Raw genomic sequence first — 17,960 nt, forward strand, 5'->3', positions numbered from 1 at the left:
TCCCTTAGTTCTTGCCCGCGCCGGGGACCCGGTCGAGGTCTGCCAGAAAGCGGTCGATGGTGCCGGAGCGACGGACGGGATCCGACAGCTGCTCACCCATGAGCCGCTCGGCGAGATCGACGGACTGACGCCCGAGATCGGAACGGAGCTCCGCGACGATCTGCTGACGCTGGGCCGCGAGCTGCTGGTGGCCGGCGGCGACGATCCGGTCGCTCTCGGCCTGTGCCTCGGCCTTCATGTCCGCGAGGATCTGCTGCCCCTGGGCTCGCGCGTCGTCGCGGATCTTGGCCGCTTCGCTGCGCGCCTCGGCGAGCTGCGCCTTGTACTTGGCGAGCTCCTCCTTCGCCTCGGCCTGGGTCTGCTCGGCACGACGCAGACCGCCCTCGATGCGCTCTTCGCGCTCGTCCAGTACCTGCTGGAACTTGGGAAGCACGAACTTCCAGAAGATCCAGAGGATGATTGCGAGCGGGATGAGCGACCAGACGATGTCATACAGCGGAGGAATGAGCGGGTTGGGGCTCTCCTCCAGGGGGAGTGTCTCCCCCTCGGCCGCCAAGATGGCGATGACGTTGTTCATGGTGCGTCCCTAAGAGGTCGGTGTGTCGTCGATCAGAACAGGAAGCCGGCGACGATACCGATCAGGGCGAGCGCCTCGGTGAAGGCGATACCGAGGAACATCGTGGTACGCAGGGTGCCGGCCATCTCGGGCTGACGGGCCATGCCCTCGACGGTCTTGCCGACCAGGATGCCGATGCCGATGCCGGGGCCGATCGCGGCGAGGCCGTAGCCGATCGCGCCGTAGCCGGTGACGGTCTGCTCGGTGGCCTGGGCGAGAGTGACGATGTCCATGGGGTTTCCCTTTCAGATGGCCGGGGCGGGTGGTTCCGCCCCGGTCGGACGTGGGTTGTCTGGTTGACGGGTGGTCGTGTCAGGCCTGACGGCCCGGGTACTAGTGGTTCTCCGCGTGGAGCGCACTGTCGATGTAGACGGCGACCAGCAGCGCGAAGATGTAGGCCTGCAGGAAGATCACCAGCAGCTCGAAGAGCGTGAACGCGACGGACAGCAGCGAGATGCCGGCGGACAGGACCGTCCAGCCATTGAGCTGCCAGAAGAAGAAGTTCGACGCGCTGAACAGCAGCACCAGGATCAGGTGCCCCGCGAGCATGTTCGCCATGAGTCGGATAGTGAGCGTGGCCGGGCGCAGGATGAACGTCGAGACGAGCTCGATCGGCACCACCAGCAGGTGCAGGGCGGGCGGCAGGTTGGGGATCACGACGCTCGCCTTGATGAAGCGACCGAAGCCGTAGCGCTTGGATCCCGCGTAGATGAAGGTGACGTAGCCCAGCAGTGCGAGCACCAGCGGGAAGCCGATCCGGGCGTTCGGGGAGATGTTCAACCCCGGGATGATGGCCGGGAGGTTCATCGCCACCACCGCGAAGAAGATCGTCGCGATGATCGGGAGGAAGCGGCGACCCTGCTCCTTACCGAGGATCTCCTCCGAGATGTGCACCCGGACGAAGTCGAGGCAGATCTCCGCGACGTTCTGGACGCCCCGCGGCACGAGCTTCGGGTTGCGCATCGCGATCACGAGGAACGCGAGGAGAACGACCGCCATGAGGAGGCGGACCAGCATGAGGCGGTCGAGGGTGAAGGCACCGCCGGCGAAGTCCGTCAACCACTGCTCGGCAGGGAAGAATTCCTTGTCGATGTTCGGGGGATGGAACTCGCCTTTGAAGGCCAGAAGCGTGGTACTCAGTGTGTTCTCCCCTGGTCGTGTCGGGCGACGGGCGCCCCAGCGCGTTCGGTATGAGCGGCCCGGAGTTCGCGGCCGGATCGGGTCAGCGCGCGAACGTCGTCAGGCCACGTGGCAGCCCGGTGACGTGCTCGTCTCACCGTCGTAGAGAGTAACACCCCGGTCTCGGCGCGTGTCGTCAGGGGGACCCGTCAGGGGACGGTCGGCTCGACGTAGGGCGTGCGCGCCTTGAGCACGGCCCAGGTCTCCCCCGCCAGGACCACGACGAGGGCGGCGATGATGGTCACCCCGAACGCGGTGTGGGAGTAGAAGTCGAACTGCGCGAGGCCCGCGACGACGCCCATCGCGACGAGGAGCTTGAGCAGCCACGTCCCGAGCAGGACCGCGGCCGTGGTCTGCGGCGCGGACCGGGCGGTGGCGATCACGGTGACGGCGGTGGTGAGCACGAACGCCCCGCCCACGCCGGCGCCCATGAGCGCGCCCCACAGCCCCGGCAGGCCGTCGACCAGGGCCCAGACGGCTCCGCTGATCACGGCGAGCGCGACGAGCGCGAGGGCGCCGATCCTGACCGCCTTCCGCAGTGCGGCGGTGTGGGGGCTCTCGGCGGGCTGATCGGCGGGTGCGGGCGTGTCGGTCATGCCGTGCAGCCTAGTCGGCCGGGGTGTCTCCCCCTACGCGGTCCTCCGCGCGCGAACTCCGCAGCCGCGGGACCAGAGTCGCGGCCAGGACGGAGATGAGCCCGGCGGCGACCAGCGGGACGATGACCTCGGTGGGCAGCATCGTCGCGCCGACCGCGCCGAACGCGATCAGGGAGACCCACGCGTAGATCACCAGGGCCACCCGACGGTGCGAGTGCCCCAGGTCGAGCAGCCGGTGGTGCAGGTGCATCTTGTCGGGCGCGAAGGGGCTGCGTCCCGCCCCGACGCGCCGGATGACGGCCATCACGAGGTCCAGGACGGGGACGAACATCGCCGCGGCCACCACGATCACGGGCGAGAGCAGGACGATCATCTCCTGCGGGCCGTACAGGCTCTGCGAGATCTTGCCCGACGCGCTGGTCGACGCGGCGGCCAGCACGAGCCCGATGAGCATCGACCCGGAGTCGCCCATGAAGATGCGGGCGGGTTGGAAGTTGTGCGGCAGGAAGCCCAGGAGCGCTCCCGCGAGCACGGCGGTGACGAGCGCGGGCGGGTAGGCGCCGACGGTGCCACCCTGGTCGAGCATGATGCCCACGGAGAACACGCAGATGGCCAGCGCCGCGATCGCGCCCAGCCCGGCGGCGAGACCGTCGAGGCCGTCGACGAAGTTCATCGCGTTGACGATCGCCAACGTGAACACGACGGTGAGCAGCCCGGCCTGGAGCTGGTCCAGCACGAGGATGTTGCCGTCCCCGAACGGTAGGTACACCAACGTCCACGACACGCCCATCGCGACCAGGACCCCGGCGGCGGCGGCCTGGCCGGCGAGTTTGGTGACCGCCCCGAGTCCGAGGATGTCGTCGACGATCCCCACCAGGACGATCACGCCGCCGGCGATGATGGTGGCCTCGACGTCGGGCGCGAACGGCGGGAAGGCCCGGTTGAGGGCGGGCAGTTGGGCGGCGAGGTAGACGGCGACGAGCATCCCGGTGAAGATGCCCACCCCGCCGAGCCGCGGGGTGGGGACCACGTGGACGTCCCGTTCCCGGGGGTAGGCGAGGCCGCCGATGGCGGGGGCCACTCCCCTGACCAGGCCGGTCACGACGAAGGTGACGAGGCCGGCGGTGACCCCGATGAGCAGGAGCTCCCGGAACGGGATCCCGATGCCCACGGCTCAGCCGCGCAGTGCCGCGGGGTCCGTGCCGAGGACCTCGCCGACGCGCTCGGCGGTCACCGCGCCCTCCCGCACGATCCGCGGGGCGGCACCGGTGAGGTCCACGATGGTCGAGGGCGCGCCGATCGCGCAGGGACCGCCGTCGAGGTAGACGGCGACCGAGTCGCCGAGCTGCTCGCGTGCCTGGGCGACGGTGGTGGCCGGTGGCTGCCCCGAGACGTTGGCGCTGGACACGGCGAGCGGGCCGACCTCGCGGAGCAGCTCGATGGCCACGGGGTGCAGGGGCATGCGCAGCATGACGGTGCCGCTGGTGTGTCCGAGGTTCCAGTTCAACGAGGGCGCCTGGTGGACGATGAGGCTCAGGCCGCCGGGCCAGAACGCGCGGATGAGGTCGCGGGCCGGGGCGGGGGTGCTCACGACGAGACCGTCGATGGTCTCCCAGGAGCCGACCAGCACGGGCACGGGCATGTCGGGGCCGCGGCGTTTGGCCGAGAGCAGCAGGGCGACGGCGTCGGGGTCGAAGGCGTCGGCGGCGATGCCGTACAGCGTGTCGGTGGGGGTGACGACCAGCCTGCCCGCGCGCAGGGCGCCGGCCGCGGAGCTGAGGCCGACCTCGCGGCCGGTGTCCTCGGTGCAGTCGTAGGTGATGGTCACCGGGTGGTCCCCTTCCGGGCGTTCGTGACGACCTCGTCGTCGTCGTGGGTGTCGCCGTGTCCGGCGCCGTCGTGGTCGCGGCGCGCACCGACGTGGTCGCGGGGCGCGTCGCCGCGCCTGGCGGTGACGAACCGCGGTCGGTGGGCGAGGTCGGCGTGCTGTTCCACGGTACCGAACCCCCCGTGCGCGGAGACCACCGCGGCGACCGCGTCACCGGTGGTGTCGTCGTGCTCGACGGCGAGCACCCCACCCGGTGCCAGGAGGGTGGCGGCGAGGTCGACGAGGGGGACGACGACGACGAGGCCGTCCGCTCCCCCGAACAGCGCGGTGGCGGGCTCGTGCGCGAGGACGTCCGCGGGGAGCTCGTCGGTCATCGGGATGTACGGGGGGTTGGACACGACCGCCGCGACCCGGCCCCGGAGGTGTTCGAGAGTGCGGGCGTCGGTGGCGTCGGCGTGGTGGACGGTGATCGGGGTGTCGCCCGCCGCCGCGCGGTCCTCGGCGTTGCGACGCAGCCATCCCAGGGCCGGCTCGTGGAGCTCCACGGCGTGGACCTCCGCGTCGGGTCGCGCGTGGGCGATCTCCAACGCGATGGTCCCGCTACCGGCGCACAGGTCCACCACGATCGGCCCGGGACCCGTCCCGGCCGCGGGCAGGGCGGCCAGCGCCCACTCGACGAGCAGTTCGGTCTCCGGGCGGGGGATGAACACGCCGGGTCCCACGGCCAGGTCGAGCCGACCGGACGGCGCCCGCCCGAGCAGGTACTGCAGCGGCGTGCGGTCGTGCGTCCGCGCGGCGACGATGCGGTCCACCTCGAGAACCGACGCGGCGTCGAGGTCGTCGGCGACCATGAGCCGGCCCCGGTCGACCCCCAGGACGTGGGCGCAGATGAGCTGGGCCTCGACGTGTGCGGAGTCGACACCGGCCGCCCGGAGCCGCTGCGCCGCCGCTCGCACGACCGCGGACACCGCGGTCCGGTCGGGGGCCATGATCAGGCCTGCTCCATGCGGCGACGGCGTTCCTCGGCGGCGAGGGCGTCGAGGACGGCGTCGAGGTCGCCGTCGAGAACGGCGTCGAGGTTGTGGGCCTTGAACCCCACCCGGTGGTCGGCGATCCGGTTCTCCGGGAAGTTGTAGGTCCGGATGCGCTCGGAACGGTCGACGGTACGGACCTGGCTCGCGCGACCCTCCGCGGCCTCGGCTCCCGCCGCCTCCTCGGCGGCGGCCTGGAGGCGCGCCGCGAGGACCTGGAGGGCGCGTTGCTTGTTCTGCAACTGACTGCGCTCGTTCTGACACGTGACGACGGTGCCGGTGGGCAGGTGGGTGATCCGCACCGCGGAGTCGGTGGTGTTGACGCCCTGCCCGCCCTTGCCGGACGAACGGTAGACGTCGATCCGCAGATCCGACTCGTCGATCTCCACCGGGCCGACGTCCTCGGGCTCCGGGAACACGAGCACGCCGGCGGCCGACGTGTGCACGCGGCCCTGGGACTCGGTGACGGGCACGCGCTGGACGCGGTGCACGCCGCCCTCGAACTTGAGGCGGGACCAGACACCGTCCCGCGACGGCTGGCGGGAGCGGATGGAGAAGGACGCGTCCTTGTAGCCCCCCAGGTCCGACTCGGTGAGACCGAGCACCTCGACGGTCCAGCCGTGCTTCTCGGCGTACCGCGTGTACATCCGGGCCAGGTCCGCCGCGAACAGCGCGGACTCCTCGCCGCCCTCCCCCGACTTGATCTCCATGACCACGTCGTCGGCGTCGTGCGGGTCGCGCGGCGCGAGGAGGTCGGCCAACCGGGCCTCGAGTTCGGCGGCCTCGGCGTCCAGGCGGTCGGCCTCCTCAGCGAACGACGAGTCGTCCCCCGCGAGTTCGCGGGCCGCGGCCGCGTCGTCCCGGGTCGCCACGAGTGCCCGGTGACACTGCACGATCGGGGTCAGCTCGGCGAAGCGCTTGCCGACCCGACGGGCGGCGGCGGCGTCCTCGTGCAGCGACGGGTCGGACAGCTGCGCCTCGAGGCCGCCGTACTCGGACAGGACGTCGTCGATCGAGGACGGCGACCGCCCCGCGCCCTGGGTCACTCCTCGTCCTGCGGCAGCGTGGGCGTCGTCTTGGCCACCTGCAACAGGAACTCGTAGTTGGTGTTGGTCTTGCGCAGCTGCGACATGAGCAGGTCGATGGCCTGGTGGGTGTCCAGGCCCGAGAGCACCCGGCGGAGCTTGTGCATGATGCCCGCCTCCTCGGGGCTCATGAGCAACTCCTCCTTGCGGGTGCCCGACGGGCCCACGTCGACGGCCGGGAACACGCGGCGCTCGGCGATCCGCCGGTCGAGCTTGAGCTCGGCGTTACCGGTGCCCTTGAACTCCTCGAAGATGACCGTGTCGCCGGCCGAGCCGGTCTCGACCATCGCGGTGGCGATGATCGTCAGCGAGCCGCCGTTCTCGATGTTGCGCGCCGCGCCGAGGAAGCGCTTGGGCGGGTACAGCGCGGTGGAGTCGACACCACCGGACAGGATCCGGCCCGAGGCCGGGGACGAGTTGTTGTAGGCGCGGCCGAGCCGCGTGATGGAGTCCAGCAGGACGACGACGTCCTGACCCAGCTCCACGAGGCGCTTCGCCCGCTCGATGGCCAGCTCGGCGACCTGCGTGTGGTCTGACGGCGGCCGGTCGAAGGTCGACGCGATGACCTCGCCCTTGACCGAGCGCTGCATGTCGGTGACCTCCTCCGGTCGCTCGTCGACGAGGACGACCATGAGGTGGCATTCGGGGTTGTTGATCGCGATCGCGTTGGCGATGTTCTGCAGGATCGTGGTCTTACCGGCCTTGGGCGGGGACACGATGAGCGCGCGCTGGCCCTTGCCGATCGGCATGATCAGGTCGATCACGCGGGTGGAGATGATGTTCTTCTCCGTCTCCAGGCGCAGCCGCTGGTTGGGGTACAGCGGGGTGAGCTTGGAGAAGTCCGGGCGCTGGCGGGCCTGCTCGACGGGCCCGCCGTTGACGGTGTCGATGCGGGCGAGTGGATTGAACTTGGCGCGGTTCTTGCCGCCCTGTCCACCACCCCGGCCGCCGCCCTGGCCTCCGCCCGGCCCGTCGAACTGGGCGTCGGACTGGCCGTCGCGCGGCATCTTCACCGCGCCGGTGATCGCGTCACCGCGGCGCAGTCCGTGGCGGCGGATCATGTTCATGGAGACGTAGACGTCGTTGTTGCCCGCGAGATAGCCGGACGTCCGCACGAACGCGTAGTTGTCCAGGACGTCGAGGATGCCGGCGACCGGCTGGAGGACGTCGTCCTCCCGCACCTCGGCCTCGCCGTCCACCGGGCGGCCCCCTCCGCGGTTGCGCTCCCGGCGGCGCCGGCTGCGGCGGCCGCGGCCCCCACCGTCGTCGTCGCGGTTCTGCCCGTCACCCCGGGGGCCGTTCGTGTCGCCGCCGTCCTGACCGTCCTGCTCGTCCCGGCCGCGCTGGTTGCCCTGTCGTCCCTGGTCGTCGCGGCCGCGCTGGCTGCCCTGTCGGCCCTGCTCGTCGCGCCCGCCCTGGTTCCCGCGGTCGTTCCGGTTGTCCTGGCCACCGCGGTCGTTCCGGCCGTCCTGGCCGTTGCGTCCCCGCTGGTCGCCCTGACGGCCCTGGCCCTCGCGCTCGTTCTGGTCTCTGCGGCCGCCCTGGCCGTTCTGGTCCCCGCGGCCGCGCTGCCCGGCCTGGTCGCCACGGCCGCCGTTCCCGTTCTGGTCCTCACGACCGTCCCGACCGGCCTTGTCGCCGCTCTGCTGGTCGCCGTCGGCCTGGTCACGTCCCTGCTGGCCGCGTCCCTGACGGGAGCCGCCGGAGCGCCCACCGCTCTCGCGCCGGGGCCGCTCGTCGCGCTCGCCCCGGTCCGGACCCGTCGCGGTGGACTGATCCGTCGACGCCGCGCGAGCGGGCGCCGCCGGCTGGTCGGCGGACGGCGCCGAGCTGGTAGCGGTCGAGCCCTCGTCCCGGGTGGCCGGGCCCGCGTCCGTCGCGGCGGCCTCCGGCGCGGCCTGCGGCCGCTGAGCCGAGCGACGGCGGGTGGCGGTGGCGGTGGCGGTGGCGGTGTCACCGTCCGGGGCGGTGGCGGGGGCGGGACGGCCACCCCTGGCGCCCTCGATCATGGCGATGAGGTCGCCCTTGCGCTTACCGGACAGGCCCTTGAGACCCATCTGCTGGGCCAGCGACTTGAGTTCGGGCAGGCGCATCGCCGACAGCGGGGCTCCCTGCGGCGGGGTGGAGGTGATGTCCGTCGAGGTCACGGGGATCCTTTCTGGGCCCGGGGCCGGGGCGGTGGATGCCGCCTCGCATCGAGCAGGTGTCCGGGAAGCGGACTCGCCGTCCCGGGGTGGCCGTGTGAGGCCTTCCGCACCGACGTCATGGCCGGGCACGGATCTTTCGTCTGAGGGGGATCCTCGCGAGGGGAGAACTGCCCGCTGCCGGGGATCCCTGTGCGCCACTCGCCGATCGGCCGCTCCCACCGAGACCGACCCACGTGGCACCGACCTGCTGCGGTGGGTGTCGAGTGGGAAGACTGGGGATGCGGGGACGACCGGGCGCCCGTGGCTGAGGTCAAGCATACTACCCGCGCGCGGATCGCGTGCACGTCCCCTCGTGCGAGTCGCGACCGCCGCCGGGCGCCGGACCCGGGGGCGGTAACGTACACCACACCTGGGCACACGACGTGGAGGTGACCGTGTTCGGAACCATGGCGGACACACCACTGCTCGTGTCGCGGATCCTCGAGCACGCCGCGGAGCGACACGGTGGCACCACCGTGACCGGGTTCGTCGGCGACCTCGAACCGCGACCGGTCCGCTTCGACGTGGTCGCCTCCCGCGCCGCGGCCACCGCGAACGCCCTCGCCGGTCTCGACGTCCGCCCCGGCGACGTGGTGGGCATCCTCTCCGGCGCCCGCACGGAGGTCGTCGAGCTGATGTTCGCCCTCCCGGCCATGGGCGCCGTCGCGCTGCCCGTGAACGTCCTGCGCTCCGAGGACTTCATCGTGTCGGTCCTGCGGGAGAACCGGGTCGGCGTCATCCTGGTCGATCCCGAACTACTCCCGTCGGCACTCGGTGCCGCCGCACAGATCGAGACACTGCGACACCTCGTCATCGTCGCCCCCACCGTCCCCGCCACCCTCGACACCGGCGACCTCGGCGCCGAGGTCCACGCCCTCGAGGCCCTCCTCGACGGTCAACCCACCACCTACCCCTGGCCGGAACTCGACGAGCGGTCCGCCGCGGCGATCTCCTACACCTCCGGCACCACCGGCGCCTCCAAGGCCGTCGCCTTCACCCACCGGTCCATCTGGCTGCACTCCATGCAGATGTGCATGGCCGAGAGCGCCGCCCTGCGCAGCGGCGACACCGTACTCACCACCATCCCGATGTACCACGTCATGTCGTGGGGACTGCCCTACGCGGCGTTCATGTCCGGCGCCGGCGTCATCACCGCGCGACCCCGGCCGGGGCGGTACTGGAGCACCGGACGCGACATCGCCGAACTCCTCGCGACCTTCCGCCCCAACAAGATGGCCACCACCCCCGCCACCCTGCAACGACTGTTGCGCCACCTGGAGAAACACCCCCAGCAGATCGGCCACCTGAGCGAGGTCCTCGTGGGCGGCTCCCCCGTCCCCGAGGCGCTGTTCGACGCGTTCGTCGACCGACACGGCGTCACCATCATGCAGGCCTACGGACTCACCGAGACCAGCCCCATCGCCAGCTTCGCCCGCCCCGACCCCCACTCGTCGGCCACCTACCGGCGCGCCCAGCAGCTGGGCCAGGGCCGCTTCCCCGCCGGCGTCCAGGCACGGCTCGTCGACGGCGACCGCATCCAGCCCAACGACGGGTGGTCCGTCGGCGAACTGCAACTCCGCGGACCGTGGGTCACCGCCGGGTACCTCGGCGACCGGGACCCCGACCGGTTCGTCGACGGATGGCTGCGCACCGGCGACGTCGCCAGCATCTCGCCCCGGGGCTACCTCGACGTGGTCGACCGCGTCGACGACATCATCGCCTCCGGGGGCGAACTCATCTCCACCGTCGAACTCGAACACGCCGTCCTGCTGGACGACCGGGTCGCGGACGCGGCCGTCGTCGGGGTGCCCGACGCCCGCTGGGGCGCACGCCCACTCGTCCTGGTCCAGCTCAAGGCCGGGGTGACCGCGAGCGCCCGCTCCCTCTGGGAGGGACTCGACGGGCTCGTGGAGAACTGGAAACGGCCCGACCACTGGGCGTTCGTCGACGGCATCCCGCAGACCACGGTCGGCAAGTTCGACAAGAAGCGCATCCGCGCCCAGCACGCGGCGGGAGACTACGACGTCACGACCATCGCCCCGGGCACGGCCGACTGACGCGGGCTCAGCCGGCGTCGACGACGCGCGCGCCGTCCGCGATGCCCAGGTCCAGCACCGTCCACCCCTGCCGCTCGGCCAGCTCCCGCAGATCCGCCGGCAGGGCGCCCGTGCCGAGCACCAGCACGGTCGGCCCCGCGCCCGAGACCGTCGCCGCCAACCCGCGATCCCTCAGCCGCGCGACCCACTCCGTGGTCCCCACCAGCGCCGGCGCACGATACGACTGGTGCAACCGGTCCTCGGTGGCGGCCAGCAGATGCTCCGGGTGTGAGGCCAGTGCGACCGACATCAGCGCCGCGCGGCTCGCGTTGAACGCCGCGTCCTCGTGCGGGACGCTCGCCGGCAGGAGACCGCGGGTCTGCGCGGTCGACGACGTCTCGGACGGCACCAGCACGGTCGCCACGATCGACGGGTCGACCTCCATCCGCACCGCGCGGTAGCGGACGCCGTCACCGGAACGCTCCGTCCACGACACCACGACGCCCCCGAGCACACTGGCCGCCGCGTTGTCCGGGTGCCCCTCGAACTCGCTCGCCAGCTGCACGAGGTGATCGGTGGACAACGCCCCGTCCATCAACCCGTTCGCCGCGACCAGACCCCCGACCGCCGCGGAGGCGGACGAGCCCAGGCCACGCGAGTGCGGGATGGCGTTGCGGCACGCGATGCGCACGCCGGGTGCGCCGACACCGCCCGCCCGCAGTCCCGCCTCGACGGCCTTCGCCACCAGATGGGAGGCGTCCTCGGGCACCTCGCCCGCGCCCTCCCCCGACACCTCGAGCTGCAGCCCCGCCTCGATGACGGTCACCGTGATGGTGTCGTACAACCCCAGGGCCACACCGAGCGCGTCGAAGCCGGGACCGAGATTCGCGCTCGACGCCGGGACCTCGACCGTCACGGTCTTCCCGACGGGCAGGATCCGCCCACCCGAGCTGCCGAAGACCTCCGGGCCCGGGCCGTCCACGTCGCTCACTGCAGCCCGAGGGCGCCGGCGACCGCGGAGGGATCGACCGGCACGGGCTCCACCTCGGGCATGCCGAGCAGCGCCGTGTCCGGGTCCTTGAGGCCGTTACCGGTCACTGTGCACACGATGGTCTGGCCCGCCTCGAGCTCGCCGTTGGCGTGCGCGTCCAGCAGTCCCGCCACCGACGCGGCCGAGGCGGGCTCGACGTAGACGCCGTCCTTACCGGCCACCGTGCGGTACGCCTCGAGGATCTGCTCGTCCGTGCGCTTGCGGAACGTGCCGCCGGACTCGTCCCGCGCCGCCACGGCCCCGTCCCACGACGCCGGGGCGCCGATCCGGATGGCCGTCGCGATGGTCTCCGGGTTCTTCACCGGCGCGCCGTCGACGAGCGGGGCCGCACCGGCAGCCTGGACACCCATCATCCGCGGACGGGACGAGATGACGCCGTCGGCGTGGTACTCGCTGTAGCCCTTCCAGTAGGCCGTGATGTTGCCCGCGTTCCCGACGGGGAGGAAATGCAGGTCGGGCGCGCGGCCGAGGACGTCGACGATCTCGAACGCCGCCGTCTTCTGGCCCTCGATCCGGACCGGGTTCACCGAGTTGACCAGGCCGATCTCGGCGTAGGTGGCGGTCGTCTTGCGCGCCAGCTCGAGGCAGTCGTCGAAGTTGCCGTCGACCTGGATGATCGTGGCGCCGTGCATGACCGCCTGGGCGAGCTTGCCGGCCGCGATCTTGCCCTGCGGAATGAGCACCGCGCAGCCCATCCCCGCGCGGGTGGCGTACGCCGCCGCCGACGCCGAGGTGTTACCCGTCGACGCGCACAGCACCGCCTTCTGGCCCCGCGCCTTCGCGTCCGTGACCGCCATGGTCATGCCCCGGTCCTTGAACGACCCGGTCGGGTTGAGACCCTCGACCTTGAGATAGACCTCGCACCCCGTCACCGCCGACAGGTGGGTGGCGTGGATGAGCGGCGTCCCGCCCTCGTACAGCGTCACCGGCTCCCAGTCGTCGCCGATCGGCAGCCGGTCGCGGTAGGCCTCGATGAGGCCGGGCCAGCGGCTGTGCACGGGCTGGTGGGTGTTGCTCATTCGGTGTCCACTCCCTCGAGACGGATGACGCTGGTGATGGCGGTGACCGCATCCTGCTCCGACAGCGCCGAGACGGTGTCGGCGAGCGCCCGCTCGGTGGCCCGGTGGGTCAGGACGGTGATCTCTGCGGTCGGTTCGACGTCCTCGGCCTCCGGCACCTGGACCTCGGTCTGGCGGACCTGGGCGATGGAGACCCCGTGATGGGAGAACTCCGCGGCCACGAGTGCGAGCACGCCGGGCTTGTCCGCGACCCGCATGCGCACGTGGTACCGGGTCGCGATCTCGTTCATGTCCGCCACCGGCAGGGCGGCGTACGTCGACTCCCCCGGGGCGCGGCCGGCTCCGGCCTTGTTGCGGGCGGCCGCGACCATGTCGCCGAGCACCGCGGACGCCGTGGGGGCGCCACCCGCGCCCTGACCGTAGAACATGAGACGACCGGCCGCCTGGGCCTCGACCACCACCGCGTTGAACGCGCCGTTGACGGCCGCGAGCGGGTGACTGTTCGGCAGCAGGGCCGGGTACACGCGCGCCGAGACGGCCTCCGAGCCGTCGCTCTGACGCAGCTTCTCGCAGATCGCGAGCAACTTGATCGTGCAGTCCATGTCCCGGGCCGACTCGAAGTCGTCCGGGGAGATGCGGGAGATGCCCTCGCGGTACACGTCGCCTGCCGTCACCCGGCTGTGGAACGCGATCGACGCGAGGATGGCCGCCTTCGCCGCGGCGTCGTACCCCTCCACGTCGGCCGTGGGGTCGGCCTCGGCGTACCCCAGTCGCGACGCCTCCGCGAGGGTCTCCGAGTAGTCGGCCCCCGTCGATCCCATCTCGGACAGGATGTAGTTGGTGGTGCCGTTGACGATGCCCAGGACGCGCTCGACCTGGTCGCCGGCCATCGACCGCCGCAGCGGGCCGATCACCGGGATCGCACCGGCGACGGCCGCCTCGAAGTACAGGTCCGTGTGGGTGGAGTCCGCCGCCTCGGCCAACTCGTCGGTGTACTCCGCCAGCAGCGCCTTGTTCGCCGTCACCACGGCCTTGCCGTGGCGCAGCGCCTCGAGGAGGAGCGGACGCGGGAGATCGATGCCCCCCATCAGTTCCACGACGATGTCGACGTCCTCGCGGGACACGAGCGAGGCCGGGTCGGCGGTGAGCAGGTCCGGGTCGAGCCCTCGATCCCTGGTCAGGTCGCGCACCGCCACACCCCGCAGCACCAGGGGCGCCCCGATGCGGGCGGCCAGCGCCTCCGCGTTCTCGGTCATGTAGCGGATGACCTCGGTTCCGACGGTGCCCATCCCGAGCACCGCCACCCCCACGGGTCGTACGCCCGACGCGGTTACGTCGCTCACTGTCCCACCTCCAGGCTCGTCAGATCGTCCAGGGTCTCTCGCCGAAGTATCAGTCGTGCCCGCCCATCGCGCACCGCGACCACCGCGGGGCGGCCGATCAGGTTGTACCGGCTCGACATCGAGTAGCAGTACGCGCCCGTGGCCGCGACGGCCACCAGATCACCCGAGTCGGCGTCCTCCGGCATCCACAGATCGCGGACCACCACGTCTCCGCTCTCGCAGTGCTTGCCCACGAGCCGCGACACGACCGGGTCGGCGTCCGAGGCCCTCCCCACGAGCCGCGCGTCGTAGACCGCGTCGTACAGGGCCGTGCGGATGTTGTCGCTCATACCGCCGTCGACGCTGATGTAGCGCCGCGTCTCGCCACCGGCGAGCCCGACGTCCTTGACCACACCGACCTCGTACACGGTGACCGTACCCGGGCCCGCGATGGCACGCCCCGGCTCGACCACCAGGGTCGGCGGGGTCAGGCCCGCGTCGTGCGCGAAGCCCTCGACGATCGCGCGGAGGGAGCCGGCCAGCTGGGCCACCGGCGGTGGATCGTCGGACGCGGTGTAGCTGATGCCCAGTCCCCCACCGAGATCCAGGTGATCCAGCTGGGCCGCGCGCTCGGCGCCGAACTCGTCGGAGATGTCACGCAGCAGGCCGATCACCCGACGCGCGGCGAGCTCGAAGCCGTCGATGTCGAAGATCTGCGACCCGATGTGGCTGTGCAGCCCGGTGAGCCGGATGTTCCCGGCGCCGAAGACCGCCCGGACGGCCTCCATCGCCGCGCCACCGGCCAGGGAGAACCCGAACTTCTGATCCTCGTGCGCGGTGGCGATGAACTCGTGGGTGTGGGCCTCCACGCCGACGGTGACGCGGATGAAGACGTCCTGGACCACGCCCTCCTCACGGGCGATGCGGTCCAGCAGGTCGATCTCCGACATCGCGTCGATCACGACGTGCGCGACACCGCTGCGCACCGCCAGCCGCAGTTCCTCGGCGGACTTGTTGTTGCCGTGGACGGTGATGCGCTCCGGCGGGAAGTCGGCGCGGAGCGCGATCGCCAGTTCACCCCCGGACGCCACGTCGAGACCGAGGCCCTCCTGCGCGACCCAGCGAGCGATCTCGGTGGTGAGGAAGGCCTTGGAGGCGTAGTGGACGCGCTCCGGCGCCCCGAATGCCTCCGCCATCTCGCGACAACGCGAACGGAAGTCGTCCTCGTCGATCACGAACAGCGGCGTGCCGAACTCCGCGGCGAGCTCGGTCACGGGCACTCCGGCGAACTCCGTGACGCCGTCCTCACGCCGTCGGGCGTTGCGCGGCCACACGGACGGGGCCAACGCCATCAGGGCGTCCGCGTCCGCGGGCCGGTCGCCGATACCGGGGGCGTGCGGGACCTCGTGCCGGGAGCCGGCGGGGTGCGCGCTCACATCTTCTCCGGGGCGGTGACGCCGATCAGACGCAGGCCGTTGCCCAGCGTCTGGCGGGTGGCGGAGCTCAGGGCGAGTCGGGCCGCGTGCAGTGGCCCGGGCTCCTCGTCACCCATCGGCAGCACCCGACAGGTGTCGTAGAACCGGTGGTACGCGCCGGCCAGCTCCTCGAGGTAGCGGGCGACGCGGTGCGGTTCGCGCAGGTCCGCGGCGCTCGCGACGACCCGGGGGAACTCGCCGATCGTCCGGATCAACGCGCCCTCGCGGTCCTCGACGAGCAGCGACAGGTCCGCGCCCTCGGTGGTGACGCCCAGGTCGGCCGCGTTACGGGCCAGCGAGCACAGCCGGGCGTGGGCGTACTGGACGTAGAACACGGGGTTGTCGTTGGTCGCCGACGTCCACAGTTGCAGGTCGATGTCCATCGTCTGGTCCACCGAGGACCGGATCAGCGCGTAGCGCGCGGCGTCGACGCCGATCGCGTCGACGAGGTCGTCGAGGGTGATGACGGTGCCGGCGCGCTTGCTCATCTTGACCGGCTCGCCGTCCCGGACGAGGTTGACCATCTGGCCGATGAGCACCTCGATGGCCGCGGGATCGTCGCCCAGCGCCGCGGCGGCGGCCTTGAGACGGGCGATGTACCCGTGGTGGTCGGCACCGAGCATGTAGATGCACAGGTCGAAGCCGCGCTCGCGCTTGTCGAGGAAGTAGGCGATGTCGCCGGCGATGTAGGCCGCGTTGCCGTCGGACTTGAGAACGACACGGTCCTTGTCGTCGCCGAAGGCGGTGGAGCGGAGCCACCACGCACCGTCGGACTCGTACAGGTTGCCGTTGCCCTTGAGCGTCTCGATGGCACGGTCGACCGCGCCCGAGGTGAACATCGAGTTCTCGTGCGTGTAGACGTCGAAGACGGTCCCGAACTCGGCGAGGGAGTTCTTGATGTGGGTGAACATCAGGTCCACGCCGACCGCCCGGAACGTCTCGAGAGCCTCGGACTCCGGCTTGTCGAGGACGTCCGGGTGTGCGGCGACCACCTGGGTCGCGATGTCCTGGATGTACGCCCCGGCGTACCCGTCCTCCGGGGTCCGGTCGCCACGGGCGGCGGCGGCCAGCGAGCGGCTGAACCGGTCGATCTGCGCACCGTGGTCGTTGAAGTAGTACTCACGGGTCACCTCGGCGCCGGACGCCTCGAGGACGCGCCCGAGCGCGTCGCCCACGGCGGCCCACCGGGTACCACCCAGGTGGATCGGCCCGGTGGGGTTGGCGGAGACGAACTCGAGATTCACCCGACGGCCGGCCATGGCGTCGCCGTGACCGTAGCGCTCCCCCGTCTCCAGGACGGTCGCCACGAGCGAGCCCTGCGCACCGGAGTCGAGCCGGATGTTCAGGAAGCCGGGCCCGGCGATGTCGGCCGAGGCGATACCCGGATCCTCCGCCAGGGCGTCCGCGAGCGCCTGGGCGAGGTCGCGCGGTGCGGACCCGATCTTCTTGGCGAGCTGGAGCGCGATGTTGGTCGCGTAGTCACCGTGCTCGGGGTTGCGCGGCCTCTCGACGGTCACCGTCTCCGGGACGACCGACGTGTCGGCCCCACGCTCGGTGAGAACGGCGATGAGGGCGGCGCGGATGACGGCGGCGAGGTCGGCGGGAGTCACGTCTGCCCATCCTAGATGTCGGCACGTCGAGCCGGGAATCCGATGCCGTCGGCGGCCGTGTCGCGGACACCGGGCGGGGCCCGATGCGGTGCCATCCCGGGGCCGGTGCTACGATCAGTCTCGCTGTTCGAGGGGCTCCACCGAGTGTGGGTTCCGAGTTCAGTCTCCGGCCCCGTGCGGGCCGGTATCCCGCCCTCGTAGCTCAGGGGATAGAGCGTTGGTTTCCGGTACCAAAGGTCAGGGGTTCGATTCCCTTCGGGGGCACCAGCGGAAAAACGAGAAAGGCCCGGGCGACTGCCCGGGCCTTTCTCGTGCTGTCAGGTGAGCCGGTCCGAGGACCGGGTGGCCCGGCAGGACCGCCGGGTCACCGGATCCCGTGCCGGACCGTCACCGCGGCAACGTGATCCCGTCGACCTGTCCGATCCGGTTCACGACCCGCTCGAAGATGTCGGTCAGCGTGGCCACCTCGTCCGCGGAGAGTGCGTCGATGAACAGTTCGCGGACCTTCTCGACGTGCTTGGGCGCCACGGAGGCGATCGCCTCGGCGCCGGCCTCGGTCAGCGTGACGACGGTGCCTCGGCCGTCCTCCGCGCACTCGCCCTTCGCCACGAGTCCGCGTCCCTCCATCCGACGGACCTGGTGGGACACGCGGCTACGGTCCCACCCCAGAGCGGCGCCGAGCTCGCGTGCCCGGAGGCCGCGCTCGTTGCCCTCGCTGAGGCTCACCAGGACCGAGTAATCGGATTGTGACATCGAGGCATCACGCTGGAGTTGACGCTCCATCGCCAGCTCGAGCAACTGATTGACGTCCCGGTACCGGCGCCACATGCGCTGCTCGTCGTCGCTCAACCAGCGTGTTTGACTCATGTGACCATTACATCACGACACTCACCGGTCACGTGTCCAGGTACTCCCCCATTCTCCAG

16 protein-coding genes and 1 tRNA gene are annotated in these 17,960 nt (G+C 71.4%); 2 read left to right on the forward strand and 15 right to left on the reverse strand.

All coding sequences use genetic code 11. The features are described 5' to 3' along the window. Positions 1-4: 4 nt before the first annotated feature. From RWK90_RS02275 to rho, 9 genes are all read right to left on the reverse strand, one after another. On the reverse strand, positions 5-577 hold the full coding sequence (locus RWK90_RS02275) for a F0F1 ATP synthase subunit B (protein WP_314034262.1): 573 nt from the start codon (positions 575-577) through the stop codon (positions 5-7). Positions 578-609: 32 nt separating this feature from the next. Beyond that, entirely contained in the window at positions 610-849 is a 240-nt protein-coding gene (locus RWK90_RS02280) for an ATP synthase F0 subunit C (protein WP_106386252.1), read from the reverse strand. Between the two features lie 100 nt (positions 850-949). Next, positions 950-1,675, reverse strand: a complete 726-nt coding sequence (atpB, locus tag RWK90_RS02285; protein ID WP_007627624.1) for a F0F1 ATP synthase subunit A — start codon at positions 1,673-1,675, stop codon at positions 950-952. Between the two features lie 269 nt (positions 1,676-1,944). Next, complete coding sequence (locus RWK90_RS02290; RefSeq protein WP_314034265.1) at positions 1,945-2,391, reverse strand: hypothetical protein; 447 nt, start codon at positions 2,389-2,391, stop codon at positions 1,945-1,947. Between the two features lie 10 nt (positions 2,392-2,401). Beyond that, the gene (locus RWK90_RS02295; RefSeq protein ID WP_314034267.1) at positions 2,402-3,562 is read right to left on the reverse strand and encodes an MraY family glycosyltransferase; all 1,161 of its coding nucleotides are present in this window, start codon (positions 3,560-3,562) and stop codon (positions 2,402-2,404) included. Between the two features lie 3 nt (positions 3,563-3,565). Beyond that, positions 3,566-4,219 carry an L-threonylcarbamoyladenylate synthase gene (locus RWK90_RS02300; RefSeq protein ID WP_314034269.1) on the reverse strand — a complete coding sequence of 218 codons (654 nt, stop codon included), beginning with the start codon at positions 4,217-4,219 and terminating at the stop codon, positions 3,566-3,568. After that, positions 4,216-5,208, reverse strand: coding sequence for a peptide chain release factor N(5)-glutamine methyltransferase (gene prmC / locus RWK90_RS02305; protein WP_314034271.1), 993 nt, complete (start codon positions 5,206-5,208; stop codon positions 4,216-4,218). The genes RWK90_RS02300 and prmC overlap by 4 nt, the downstream gene beginning before the upstream one ends. A 2-nt stretch (positions 5,209-5,210) precedes the next feature. Further along, entirely contained in the window at positions 5,211-6,296 is a 1,086-nt protein-coding gene (prfA, locus tag RWK90_RS02310; RefSeq protein ID WP_314034274.1) for a peptide chain release factor 1, read from the reverse strand. Continuing rightward, the gene (rho, locus tag RWK90_RS02315) at positions 6,293-8,482 is read right to left on the reverse strand and encodes a transcription termination factor Rho (RefSeq protein WP_314034276.1); all 2,190 of its coding nucleotides are present in this window, start codon (positions 8,480-8,482) and stop codon (positions 6,293-6,295) included. The genes prfA and rho overlap by 4 nt, the downstream gene beginning before the upstream one ends. A 428-nt stretch (positions 8,483-8,910) precedes the next feature. Here rho and RWK90_RS02320 point away from each other — a divergent pair, with 428 nt between their 5' ends. After that, a complete protein-coding gene (locus RWK90_RS02320) occupies positions 8,911-10,578 on the forward strand; it encodes an AMP-binding protein (RefSeq protein WP_314034278.1) in 1,668 nt (555 codons plus the stop codon). A gap of 7 nt (positions 10,579-10,585) precedes the next feature. Here RWK90_RS02320 and thrB read toward each other — a convergent pair whose 3' ends face one another. Genes thrB through argS form a run of 5 tightly spaced genes read right to left on the reverse strand, consistent with a single transcriptional unit; the run spans position 10,586 to position 17,034 of the window. Continuing rightward, positions 10,586-11,548, reverse strand: a complete 963-nt coding sequence (thrB, locus tag RWK90_RS02325) for a homoserine kinase (RefSeq protein ID WP_314034280.1) — start codon at positions 11,546-11,548, stop codon at positions 10,586-10,588. Next, complete coding sequence (gene thrC, locus RWK90_RS02330; RefSeq protein ID WP_314034282.1) at positions 11,545-12,627, reverse strand: threonine synthase; 1,083 nt, start codon at positions 12,625-12,627, stop codon at positions 11,545-11,547. Before thrC ends, thrB begins: the two co-directional genes overlap by 4 nt. After that, the gene (locus tag RWK90_RS02335; RefSeq protein ID WP_314034284.1) at positions 12,624-13,970 is read right to left on the reverse strand and encodes a homoserine dehydrogenase; all 1,347 of its coding nucleotides are present in this window, start codon (positions 13,968-13,970) and stop codon (positions 12,624-12,626) included. Before RWK90_RS02335 ends, thrC begins: the two co-directional genes overlap by 4 nt. Continuing rightward, on the reverse strand, positions 13,967-15,385 hold the full coding sequence (gene lysA, locus RWK90_RS02340; RefSeq protein WP_314034286.1) for a diaminopimelate decarboxylase: 1,419 nt from the start codon (positions 15,383-15,385) through the stop codon (positions 13,967-13,969). The genes RWK90_RS02335 and lysA overlap by 4 nt, the downstream gene beginning before the upstream one ends. Further along, positions 15,382-17,034, reverse strand: a complete 1,653-nt coding sequence (argS, locus tag RWK90_RS02345) for an arginine--tRNA ligase (protein WP_314034288.1) — start codon at positions 17,032-17,034, stop codon at positions 15,382-15,384. The genes lysA and argS overlap by 4 nt, the downstream gene beginning before the upstream one ends. 191 nt (positions 17,035-17,225) lie before the next feature. Between argS and RWK90_RS02350 the strand changes: the two genes are divergently transcribed. Then, positions 17,226-17,301, forward strand: a tRNA-Arg gene (locus tag RWK90_RS02350). 120 nt (positions 17,302-17,421) lie between these two features. Here the strand turns inward: RWK90_RS02350 and RWK90_RS02355 are convergent. After that, positions 17,422-17,901: a MarR family transcriptional regulator gene (locus RWK90_RS02355; RefSeq protein ID WP_314034291.1), complete on the reverse strand. Its 480-nt coding sequence runs from the start codon at positions 17,899-17,901 to the stop codon at positions 17,422-17,424. Between the last annotated feature and the right edge of the window lie 59 nt (positions 17,902-17,960).

This window comes from Dietzia sp. CH92, from assembly GCF_032248695.1.
Taxonomy (GTDB): Bacteria; Actinomycetota; Actinomycetes; order Mycobacteriales; family Mycobacteriaceae; genus Dietzia.

Coding starts and splice junctions, on each gene's coding strand:
- RWK90_RS02275 (WP_314034262.1), bottom strand. CDS start 577: ATGAACAACGTCATCGCCATCTTGGCGGCCGAGGGGGAGACACTCCCC.
- RWK90_RS02280 (WP_106386252.1), bottom strand. CDS start 849: ATGGACATCGTCACTCTCGCCCAGGCCACCGAGCAGACCGTCACCGGC.
- RWK90_RS02290 (WP_314034265.1), bottom strand. CDS start 2,391: ATGACCGACACGCCCGCACCCGCCGATCAGCCCGCCGAGAGCCCCCAC.
- prmC (WP_314034271.1), bottom strand. CDS start 5,208: ATGGCCCCCGACCGGACCGCGGTGTCCGCGGTCGTGCGAGCGGCGGCG.
- thrC (WP_314034282.1), bottom strand. CDS start 12,627: ATGAGCAACACCCACCAGCCCGTGCACAGCCGCTGGCCCGGCCTCATC.
- RWK90_RS02355 (WP_314034291.1), bottom strand. CDS start 17,901: ATGAGTCAAACACGCTGGTTGAGCGACGACGAGCAGCGCATGTGGCGC.